We start from the raw sequence: 8,556 nt of genomic DNA, 5'->3' as shown, positions 1-8,556 counted from the left end.
TTATGTAGCCACTACAAAATTCCTGATTGCATCACCAACAAAGGTTCGCCCTGTTGCTCGTGTAATCTATAAGAAGTCATGCTCAGAAGCATTGGCAATTCTTGATAATATGCCACAGAAAGGTGCACGCTTGATTAAAGGTACTCTTAAATCAGCTGTTGCAAACGCTCTGTTCGCAAACAAGAATCTCGATGAAGATATGCTCTATGTCAAAGAAATTCGTATTGACGAAGGTCCGAGACTCAAGAGAGTTTGGTTCCGCGCTCGCGGTCGTGCTGATCAGCTCTTGAAACGCATGTGTCATATCACCGTCATTGTTGACGAGAAGGCGGGGGAATAAAGTGGGTCAGAAAGTAAATCCGATCGGTTTGCGTCTTGGAATCAACAAGACTTGGCAGTCACGCTGGTATGCTAATCCACGTGAATATGCAGACCTTGTTATTGAGGATATGAAAATCCGCAATATGGTAAAGGCTCTGCCAGAATGTCAGAATGCTGACATTGCAGAAATCGAAATTGTTCGTCATCCGCAGCGTGTTACTATCGTAATTCATACAGCACGCCCAGGTGTTATTATTGGTGTTAAGGGTGCAAATATTGAAAAAATCAGCGCTGAAATCCAGTCTAAACTGACTAAAAAAGTTCAGATTAAGATCAAGGAAATCAAACGTGCTGATATCAATGCTTCTCTTATCGCACAGAATATCGGCCGTCAGCTTGCAGGACGCGGTTCATTCCGTAAGGCTCTCAAACAGTCTTCTGCAAATGCTATGAAAGGCGGAGCACAGGGAATCAAGATCCGATTGTCTGGACGTCTTGGCGGAGCTGATATGAAGCGTTCTGAAGAGCACAAAGAGGGACGAGTTCCACTTCACACTCTTCGCGCTGACATCGACTATGGCACATTTGAAGCACACACAACTTATGGTAAAATCGGTATCAAAGTTTGGGTCTACAATGGCATGAAATATGGCAAAGATCCTCAGGAAGATGCTGGTCAGTTGGTTCGTAAACCACGCCATGATCGCTCTCAGGGAGACGCTGGTGAAAAGCCAAGAAGCAAAAAACCTCGCGACTCAAAATCTTCAGATGCTGGGTCAAAGGAGTAAAGTAAATGCTTAGTCCTAAAAGAGTTATTCACCGTAAGGTACAGCGCGGCAGAATCAAAGGCTGTGCCACACGTGCAAACACTATCGATTTCGGAGAAATTGCTCTCGTAGCAATGGAACCGGTTTGGTTGAGCGCAAAGCATATCGAGGCTGCTCGTGTTGCTATCAACCGTAAACTTGAACGAAAAGGAAATGTTTGGCTTCGTGTTTATCCAGACAAACCGATTACAAAAAAGCCTGCTGATACCCGAATGGGTAAAGGTAAAGGTGCTCCAGAATTCTGGGCAGCTTCTATCAAACCAGGTGTAATCTTGTTTGAAATTGGTGGTATTGATGTTAAGCTTGCTGAGCGTGCTCTTGAGCTTGCTGCTGCAAAGCTTCCTATCAAAACTAAAATTGCTTTCAAACCAACTAAAGACTAAGGAGTAAGAAATGGCTGATACAAAAAAATCAAAAAAGAATGTAAAAGAACTTTCTTACGCTGAGTTGGTTACACAGCGAAATGAACTTAAACAGAAATACATGGATATTCGATTCCAGTCGGTAATCGGCCATGTAGATAACCCTATGCAGAAGCGTACAATGCGCCGCGATATTGCCCGCTTGAACACGCTTATCCGGGCAAAAGAAATTGCCGGAGCAAATAAATAGGAGCTGACCCGTGGCAGAACAGGTTAAGACAAAGGGTGGTAAACGATCTTTCGTTGGTATTGTCACAAGTGATAAAATGGACAAAACCATCGTTGTATCAATTGATACGAAAAAAATGGATACCCTTTACAAAAAATATGTTACACGAACAAAGAAGTGTAAGGCACACGATGAAAAGAACGATGCTCACATTGGTGACACAGTTCGAATAGTAGAATGCAGTCCAATCAGCAAAGATAAGTGCTGGAGACTTGCAGAAATCATCGAAAGAGCTAAATAAGCTTAAGGAGTTAAAGACATGCTTCAGATGCAATCAAATTTGACAGTAGCCGATAACTCCGGAGCTAAAAGAGCTCAGGTAATCAAGGTTCTCGGTGGTTCACACCGCCGATATGCCGGAATCGGTGATGTTGTTGTAGTAGCAATTAAGGAAGCAATTCCTACTTCTACTATTAAAGAAGGTGCAGTAGAAAAGGCAGTTATCGTTCGCGTTGCGAAAGAATACCGCCGTCCTGATGGAACTTATATCCGCTTTGATGACAATGCCTGCGTTATCGTTGATGCAGATAAAAATCCAAAAGGAAAACGAATTTTTGGACCGGTAGCCCGTGAGCTTCGTGATATGGATTGTATGAAAATCGTATCACTTGCGCCGGAAGTTCTGTAAGGAGAATTGAATAATGAACAAGAAATTCAAAATCCATAAGGACGATACCGTCCAGGTAATTGCAGGAAAAGACAAAGGTAAGCGCGGTTCAGTTGTAAGCGTTCTTACTAAAAAAGATGCAGTTATCGTTTCAGGAATCAACATTGTCAAAAAGGCAATGAGAAAACGAAGCCAGCAGGATCAGGGTGGAATCGTAGAAGTCGAAGCTCCACTCCATATCTCAAATGTTGCACTTGTTTGCAAAAAATGTGGTGTAACACGCGCTGGTTATAAAATCGACGGCGACAAAAAGATTCGTGTCTGCCGTAAATGTGGAGAAGCACTGTAATGGATAATTACGTACCACGGCTTAAGAAAGTCTACAAGGACAAAATCGCCCCAGAGCTCTTCAAAGAACTCGGTTACACATCTGTTATGCAGATTCCGGCTATTAAAAAAGTCGTAGTCAGCATGGGTGTTGGCGAAGCTCTCACCAACAAGAAACTCCTTGACGCCGCAGTAGCTGATATTACTCAGATTACTGGACAGCATGCTGTAAAGACTAGAGCGAAAAAGAGTATTGCAAACTTCAAATTGCGTGAGGGCAATGAAGTTGGTGTAATGGTAACATTGCGCGGTAACAATATGTACGAATTCTTGGACCGCCTCATCAATGTAGCATTACCTCGTGTAAAGGATTTCCGCGGAATCAAAGCAACTGGTTTTGACGGACACGGAAATTTCTCTCTTGGTATTACTGAACAGATTATCTTCCCAGAAATTGACTTCGACAAAATTACGAAGATCGCTGGTATGAACATCGCAATCGTAACAAGTGCAAAAACCGATGCTGAGGCTAAAGCACTTCTTACCAAGTTCAACATGCCTTTCAGGAAGTAGTGAGGAATCATGGCTAAGAAATCAATGGTTATCAAGGCAGCCCGCAAACAGAAGTATTCGACACGAGAATATAATCGCTGTCAGATTTGCGGTCGCCCTCGCGGTTATTTGCGCAAGTTTAAGATGTGCCGTATTTGTTTCCGCAAAATGGCAAGTGAAGGCCTTTTGCCAGGCGTAACAAAATCTAGCTGGTAGTGGAGGAATAGAAATGAGTGTATCAGATCCAATAGCAGATATGCTGACAAAGATTCGTAACGCTGTTCAGGTTCGCCACGAGAAAGTTGATGTTCCTACATCAAAACTTAAGTTGGAAATTGTTAAAATCCTGAAAACAGAAGGTTACATTAAGAATTTCAAGAAAGTTCAGGAAGAAGGAAAAAATATCATCCGTATTTTCTTGAAGTATGATGATTCAAATAATCCGGTTATCCACGGTGTAGAAAAAATTTCTACTCCAGGTCGCCGAGTTTATTCTGGTTATAAAGATTTGCCACGCATCTACAATGGCTTGGGAACTTTGATTGTTTCTACTTCTACTGGTGTTACAACTGGTAAAAAAGCCAGCGAAAAGATGGTTGGTGGTGAATTAGTTTGCAAAGTCTGGTAATAGGAGGAAGATATGTCTAAAATTGGTAAGCTTCCTGTTGCTATTCCAGCGGGAGTTACAATCACTGTAAATCCTGGGCTTGTTACTGTAAAAGGCCCAAAAGGTGAACTAAAAGAAAAAATCAACAATCTGGTAACTGTTGAAGTAAATGGTGCCGAATTGCTGGTAAAACCAGTTGATGAATCAAAGAATGCGGGTGCCGCTCACGGCTTGTACCGCAATCTCATTCATAATATGGTCGTTGGTGTTACACAGGGATTCACAAAATCACTTATCATCACTGGTGTAGGTTATCGTGCAGAAGTTAAAGGTAAAGAGCTTGTAATGAACCTCGGATATTCATCTGACTTCATCGCAGTTATCCCTGAAGGACTTACTGTTACAACAGACCCAAGTGGAAAAGTTACTATCACTGGTATTTCAAAACAGCTGGTAGGTGAATTCAGCGCTCAGATTCGTAAATTACGTGCTCCAGAGCCATACAAAGGCAAAGGAATTCGTTACGATGATGAAGTCATCAGACGCAAAGTCGGTAAGACCGGCGTTAAATAAGGCGGGGTAACACAATGTTCGTTAAAAAAATGAATGACAAAGCAAGAACACGCCTGCATCGTAAGGTTCATATCCGTAAGTCAATCTACGGAACTGCTAGCCGTCCACGCATGACTGTGTATCGAAGCAATACGAATCTTTATGCTCAGGTTATTGATGATGATAAGGGACACACCCTTGCTTCAATTTCCACATTGGAAAAAGAATTTGCTGACCTTAAGCCAAATACTGAAGGTGCTGCAAAACTTGGTGAAGCATTTGGAAAACGCTTGCAGGATAAAAAGATTACAACTGTAGTCTTTGACCGCAATGGTTATCTGTACCATGGTGTTGTAAAGGCCCTTGCCGATGGAACCCGCAAAGCAGGTATCATTTTCTAGGAGACTCTATGGAACGCCAGAATAAGTTTGACAAAGATCACAAAGAGCAGAAAGAGTTCGTAGAAAAGCTCGTTCGATTAAACCGTACAGCAAAAACTGTAAAAGGTGGACGCCGAATGTCTTTCTCAGCTCTTACAGTTGTAGGTGATGGAAAAGGCCGCGTTGGATATGGATTTGGTAAAGCTAATGATGTATCTGAAGCAATTAGAAAGAGCATTGACAAAGCAAAGAGAAATTTAATGTTCGTTCCAGTAAAGAACGGAACTTTGCCACATGAAATGCTTGGTAACTATAAGAGTTCTTCAATTCTTCTTAAACCAGCTTGTCCAGGAACTGGAATTATTGCTGGTGGTACAGTTCGTGCCATTATGGATGCAATTGGAGCAACAGATGTTATTTCTAAATCATTGGGATCTTCAAGCCCAGTTAACGTAGTTCGTGCTACATTCAACGCACTTGAAAATCTTATGGATGCTAAAGAAATCGCATCTAACAGAGGTAAATCTCTGCAGGATATGTGGGGTTAATTATGGCTAAGAAAATTAAAGTTACTCTCGTAAAGAGCGTTATTGGTCAGAAACCTGAAAAAAAGGCAACTGTCCGCAGTCTTGGTCTCAAAAAGATTAGCTCTACAGTTGTTCATGAAGCAACACCTGCCATTCTTGGTATGGTAAATTCTGTTGCTCACCTTGTTAAAGTAGAGGAGGCTGAATAATGTCTGATTTTCTTTTGCACGCACCTGAGGGCGCAAACAAAAAGCCGAAGAGAGTAGGACGAGGTTCTTCTTCTGGACTCGGTACAACAGCTGGTAAAGGAAATAAAGGTCAGCAGTCACGTTCTGGAAAGAGCGGACCATATGTAGGCTTTGAAGGTGGACAGATGCCTCTTTATCGCCGCATCGCTCACCGCGGTTTCTCAAACTATCCTTTCAAGAAAGAATATGCTGTAGTTAACCTTGATCTTCTTGAGCAGAGATATTCTGCTGGAGAAACAGTTGACGCTGCATCTCTTAAAGCAAAAGGTTTAGTAAAAGCTTCTGGAGCTTTGATAAAAATCCTCGGAAACGGAGATTTGACAAAAAGCCTTACAGTTAATGTAGATAAAGTTTCTGCTTCTGCAAAAGCTAAAATCGAAAAAGCTGGCGGCTCTGTAAAAGAAGCTGAAGTAAAAACAACTGAATCAAAATAAAAGTTTTAATAGTCTAGGTTCAAACCTAGGCTATTAGTCTTTGGAGAAAGACATGGCAAACAATGCAATTGCAAATATGTTCAGAATTAAAGAATTGCGTGACCGCATTTTCTTTACTTTTGTTATACTCGTAGTTTTCCGTCTCGGATGTGTTCTTACTATTCCGGGAATCAATGCTCAGGTTCTTGTAAATTATTTCAATGAACTTGCAAGACAGAATAAAAATGCGTTTGCCAGTTACATGGACTTTTTTGCCGGTGGTGCGTTCTCTAATTTTTCTGTGTTCATGTTAGGTGTAATGCCTTACATCTCAACACAGATTATTCTGCAGCTTGCCCTGATTATCTTCCCTTCACTCAAAAGAGCTGCAATGGAAGATGGCGGTCAGAGAAAAATTGCTGCATGGACTCGAATTGGTACAGTTTTTGTATGTTTGATTCAGTCACTTGCAGTTACTGTTTATGCTTCAAGCATTCCTGGAGCTATTGCTCTTGAGAATCCGCTTGCATTCAAGCTGCTTGCAATGCTCACTGTTACAACAGGTGCAATGATTACAGTCTGGCTTGGTGATCAAATTACGGCACATGGTATCGGAAATGGAATTTCTATCTTGATTTTTGCAGGTATCGTTGCTCGTTTGCCACATGCTGTTATTGAACTTTATCACAGTGTTCAAAATGGTCTTAATCCAGTATTTGTAATTATCGTTCTTATTATGTTCGCTGCAATTATTGCTTTTGTAGTTTATGAACAGTCAGGTGAACGAAAAATTCCTGTGCACTATGCTAAGCGTGTAGTTGGACGAAAAATGTATGGCGGTCAGAGCACATACATTCCATTTAAAATCAATCCTTCGGGAGTTATTCCAGTAATTTTCGCTTCGTCGTTCCTTACATTCCCGCTGCAGATTGTTTCTAGTCTTGGTAATGGTCAGAATTCAGCCCGATGGATTTCTTCGCTTTCAGCAAAATTGAATCCAACCGGTTTACTTTACAATGTTCTTCTTGTTCTTCTTATCATTTTCTTTGCATACTTCTACACTCAGGTAACCCTGAACCCTACAGAAATCGCAAAGAATATCCGTGAAAACGGTGGTTCTATTCCAGGAATCAGAACAGACAAAACAGAAGAATATATGCAAAGAGTTCTGAATAGACTTGTATTGCCGGGCTCTCTTTATCTTGCTGCAATTGCAGTTTTGCCGACAATCATCCAGAATCTTTTTGGCTTCCCTCAGTCAATTTCCATGCTGATGGGTGGTACCTCGCTTTTGATTTTGGTTGGTGTTGACCTTGATACAATGAGTCAGGTTGAAGCTCTTCTTAAAATGCACCATGCAGATGGTCTTGTTAAGAAAGGCAAATTGAGATCAAGAAATTTGTAAATTTTACAGAATTTCTTGGTTTTCCTATAGAATAAGAATGGGGATTTGTGATATACTCATCGGACTTGGATTGTAGTTCATTGCGAACTGCCATGATTCAAGTAAAGTATATTATCATCCCCAGGGGGACTTTTATGAAAGTACGAACCAGCGTAAAGCCCATCTGTGATAAGTGTAAGGTTATCAAACGAAACGGAATTATCCGTATCATTTGTTCAAATCCAAAGCATAAGCAGAAGCAGGGTTAAGGAGTAACAGATGGCTCGAATTGCGGGAGTTGACCTCCCAAATAAACATGTCTTTGTTGCATTGACCTACATTTACGGTATTGGTCGTTCATCAGCAATGGCAATTTGTGAAAAGACAAAAATCGATCCAAACAAAATGATTAACGATTTGGATCAGGACGAATTGGCTAAAATCCGTACTTTGATTGACGCAGAGTACAAGGTTGAAGGTCATCTTCGCTCAGAAATCGGTCTTAACATTAAGCGCTTGATGGATATTGGTTGTTACCGTGGTCTTCGCCATCGAAAAGGCTTGCCGTGTCGTGGTCAGCGAACACGTACAAATTCACGTACACGCAAAGGTAAGAAGAAGACTGTTGCTAACAAGAAGAAGGCAGTCTAAGTAGGCGAAGGAGTAGTTAATGGCAACTGCAAAAAAACGAAAGGAAAAGAAGAGCGTATACGAGGGAAATGTTTATATCCAGGCTACGTTCAACAATACTATCGTAACTATTACAGATTTGAACGGAAATGCTCTTTCATGGGCATCTTCTGGCGGTCTCGGATTCCGTGGAGCAAAAAAATCAACTCCATTTGCAGCTCAGACTGTTGCTGAAACAGCAGTACAGAAAGCTGTAAGCTATGGACTTCGAGAAGTTCACGTTTATGTAAAAGGTCCTGGAATGGGCCGAGAGAATGCTGTCCGTGCACTTGGTGCTTTGGGATTGAAAGTAAAATCAATCGCAGATACAACACCAATTCCACACAATGGATGTCGTCCTCGCAAAACTCGCCGTATGTAGCATTGTTCACTTGGCAGGGATTTTATGTTCCTGTCTTTGTGAATTTTAGTTGCTTCCAAAAGAAGCATAGTTACTATCAGATAGTTGGAAAGTCAGAGGATATAAATCT

General features: G+C 41.4%; 19 protein-coding genes. All 19 read left to right on the top strand.

What is annotated here, in order from left to right; all coding sequences use genetic code 11:
- A partial coding sequence (gene rplV, locus ACKI5B_RS13020) for a 50S ribosomal protein L22 (RefSeq protein WP_407429463.1) occupies nt 1-340 on the top strand: 340 nt, incomplete at its 5' end.
- Between the two features lies 1 nt (nt 341).
- Nucleotides 342-1,109: a 30S ribosomal protein S3 gene (rpsC, locus tag ACKI5B_RS13015; RefSeq protein ID WP_407429461.1), complete on the top strand. Its 768-nt coding sequence runs from the start codon at nt 342-344 to the stop codon at nt 1,107-1,109.
- Between the two features lie 5 nt (nt 1,110-1,114).
- On the top strand, nt 1,115-1,531 hold the full coding sequence (rplP, locus tag ACKI5B_RS13010) for a 50S ribosomal protein L16 (RefSeq protein WP_407429459.1): 417 nt from the start codon (nt 1,115-1,117) through the stop codon (nt 1,529-1,531).
- Between the two features lie 10 nt (nt 1,532-1,541).
- Nucleotides 1,542-1,760: a 50S ribosomal protein L29 gene (gene rpmC / locus ACKI5B_RS13005; protein WP_407429457.1), complete on the top strand. Its 219-nt coding sequence runs from the start codon at nt 1,542-1,544 to the stop codon at nt 1,758-1,760.
- Nucleotides 1,761-1,770: 10 nt separating this feature from the next.
- Nucleotides 1,771-2,040, top strand: coding sequence for a 30S ribosomal protein S17 (gene rpsQ, locus ACKI5B_RS13000; RefSeq protein ID WP_407429455.1), 270 nt, complete (start codon nt 1,771-1,773; stop codon nt 2,038-2,040).
- An 18-nt stretch (nt 2,041-2,058) separates the two neighbouring features.
- Complete coding sequence (gene rplN, locus ACKI5B_RS12995) at nt 2,059-2,427, top strand: 50S ribosomal protein L14 (protein ID WP_296686711.1); 369 nt, start codon at nt 2,059-2,061, stop codon at nt 2,425-2,427.
- Between the two features lie 13 nt (nt 2,428-2,440).
- Nucleotides 2,441-2,755: a 50S ribosomal protein L24 gene (gene rplX / locus ACKI5B_RS12990; RefSeq protein ID WP_407429452.1), complete on the top strand. Its 315-nt coding sequence runs from the start codon at nt 2,441-2,443 to the stop codon at nt 2,753-2,755.
- Entirely contained in the window at nt 2,755-3,306 is a 552-nt protein-coding gene (gene rplE, locus ACKI5B_RS12985) for a 50S ribosomal protein L5 (protein ID WP_407429450.1), read from the top strand. The genes rplX and rplE overlap by 1 nt, the downstream gene beginning before the upstream one ends.
- 9 nt (nt 3,307-3,315) lie before the next feature.
- Nucleotides 3,316-3,501 (top strand): type Z 30S ribosomal protein S14, encoded by a 186-nt coding sequence (locus ACKI5B_RS12980; RefSeq protein WP_407429448.1) that lies wholly within the window; start codon nt 3,316-3,318, stop codon nt 3,499-3,501.
- Between the two features lie 13 nt (nt 3,502-3,514).
- The gene (gene rpsH, locus ACKI5B_RS12975) at nt 3,515-3,913 is read left to right on the top strand and encodes a 30S ribosomal protein S8 (protein ID WP_407429446.1); all 399 of its coding nucleotides are present in this window, start codon (nt 3,515-3,517) and stop codon (nt 3,911-3,913) included.
- 12 nt (nt 3,914-3,925) lie between these two features.
- Nucleotides 3,926-4,465: a 50S ribosomal protein L6 gene (rplF, locus tag ACKI5B_RS12970; protein ID WP_407429444.1), complete on the top strand. Its 540-nt coding sequence runs from the start codon at nt 3,926-3,928 to the stop codon at nt 4,463-4,465.
- A gap of 14 nt (nt 4,466-4,479) precedes the next feature.
- Nucleotides 4,480-4,845: a 50S ribosomal protein L18 gene (gene rplR, locus ACKI5B_RS12965; protein WP_407429442.1), complete on the top strand. Its 366-nt coding sequence runs from the start codon at nt 4,480-4,482 to the stop codon at nt 4,843-4,845.
- A gap of 8 nt (nt 4,846-4,853) precedes the next feature.
- Entirely contained in the window at nt 4,854-5,372 is a 519-nt protein-coding gene (rpsE, locus tag ACKI5B_RS12960) for a 30S ribosomal protein S5 (protein WP_407429440.1), read from the top strand.
- A gap of 2 nt (nt 5,373-5,374) precedes the next feature.
- Nucleotides 5,375-5,560, top strand: a complete 186-nt coding sequence (gene rpmD, locus ACKI5B_RS12955; RefSeq protein WP_407429438.1) for a 50S ribosomal protein L30 — start codon at nt 5,375-5,377, stop codon at nt 5,558-5,560.
- Entirely contained in the window at nt 5,560-6,033 is a 474-nt protein-coding gene (gene rplO, locus ACKI5B_RS12950) for a 50S ribosomal protein L15 (RefSeq protein WP_407429436.1), read from the top strand. The genes rpmD and rplO overlap by 1 nt, the downstream gene beginning before the upstream one ends.
- Nucleotides 6,034-6,085: 52 nt before the next feature.
- Nucleotides 6,086-7,417, top strand: coding sequence for a preprotein translocase subunit SecY (gene secY, locus ACKI5B_RS12945; protein ID WP_407429434.1), 1,332 nt, complete (start codon nt 6,086-6,088; stop codon nt 7,415-7,417).
- Between the two features lie 134 nt (nt 7,418-7,551).
- Entirely contained in the window at nt 7,552-7,665 is a 114-nt protein-coding gene (gene rpmJ / locus ACKI5B_RS12940) for a 50S ribosomal protein L36 (protein WP_184660867.1), read from the top strand.
- 10 nt (nt 7,666-7,675) lie between these two features.
- Complete coding sequence (gene rpsM / locus ACKI5B_RS12935; protein ID WP_407429431.1) at nt 7,676-8,047, top strand: 30S ribosomal protein S13; 372 nt, start codon at nt 7,676-7,678, stop codon at nt 8,045-8,047.
- A gap of 19 nt (nt 8,048-8,066) precedes the next feature.
- Nucleotides 8,067-8,447 carry a 30S ribosomal protein S11 gene (gene rpsK / locus ACKI5B_RS12930; RefSeq protein WP_296850174.1) on the top strand — a complete coding sequence of 127 codons (381 nt, stop codon included), beginning with the start codon at nt 8,067-8,069 and terminating at the stop codon, nt 8,445-8,447.
- The last annotated feature ends 109 nt before the right edge of the window (nt 8,448-8,556 follow it).

It is taken from the genome of Treponema sp. (genome assembly GCF_045657965.1).
Taxonomy (GTDB): domain Bacteria; phylum Spirochaetota; class Spirochaetia; order Treponematales; family Treponemataceae; genus Treponema_D.
Note: the sequence above shows the minus strand (reverse complement) of the source record. Positions and strands in the feature narration are given on the sequence as shown.

Bases quoted from the DNA above. Each gene is read 5' to 3' on its own strand.
- rplP (WP_407429459.1), top strand. From the start codon at position 1,115: ATGCTTAGTCCTAAAAGAGTTATTCACCGTAAGGTACAGCGCGGCAGA.
- rpmC (WP_407429457.1), top strand. From the start codon at position 1,542: ATGGCTGATACAAAAAAATCAAAAAAGAATGTAAAAGAACTTTCTTAC.
- rplN (WP_296686711.1), top strand. From the start codon at position 2,059: ATGCTTCAGATGCAATCAAATTTGACAGTAGCCGATAACTCCGGAGCT.
- rplX (WP_407429452.1), top strand. From the start codon at position 2,441: ATGAACAAGAAATTCAAAATCCATAAGGACGATACCGTCCAGGTAATT.
- rplE (WP_407429450.1), top strand. From the start codon at position 2,755: ATGGATAATTACGTACCACGGCTTAAGAAAGTCTACAAGGACAAAATC.
- ACKI5B_RS12980 (WP_407429448.1), top strand. From the start codon at position 3,316: ATGGCTAAGAAATCAATGGTTATCAAGGCAGCCCGCAAACAGAAGTAT.
- rpsH (WP_407429446.1), top strand. From the start codon at position 3,515: ATGAGTGTATCAGATCCAATAGCAGATATGCTGACAAAGATTCGTAAC.
- rplF (WP_407429444.1), top strand. From the start codon at position 3,926: ATGTCTAAAATTGGTAAGCTTCCTGTTGCTATTCCAGCGGGAGTTACA.
- rplR (WP_407429442.1), top strand. From the start codon at position 4,480: ATGTTCGTTAAAAAAATGAATGACAAAGCAAGAACACGCCTGCATCGT.
- rpsE (WP_407429440.1), top strand. From the start codon at position 4,854: ATGGAACGCCAGAATAAGTTTGACAAAGATCACAAAGAGCAGAAAGAG.
- rpmD (WP_407429438.1), top strand. From the start codon at position 5,375: ATGGCTAAGAAAATTAAAGTTACTCTCGTAAAGAGCGTTATTGGTCAG.
- rplO (WP_407429436.1), top strand. From the start codon at position 5,560: ATGTCTGATTTTCTTTTGCACGCACCTGAGGGCGCAAACAAAAAGCCG.
- secY (WP_407429434.1), top strand. From the start codon at position 6,086: ATGGCAAACAATGCAATTGCAAATATGTTCAGAATTAAAGAATTGCGT.
- rpmJ (WP_184660867.1), top strand. From the start codon at position 7,552: ATGAAAGTACGAACCAGCGTAAAGCCCATCTGTGATAAGTGTAAGGTT.
- rpsM (WP_407429431.1), top strand. From the start codon at position 7,676: ATGGCTCGAATTGCGGGAGTTGACCTCCCAAATAAACATGTCTTTGTT.
- rpsK (WP_296850174.1), top strand. From the start codon at position 8,067: ATGGCAACTGCAAAAAAACGAAAGGAAAAGAAGAGCGTATACGAGGGA.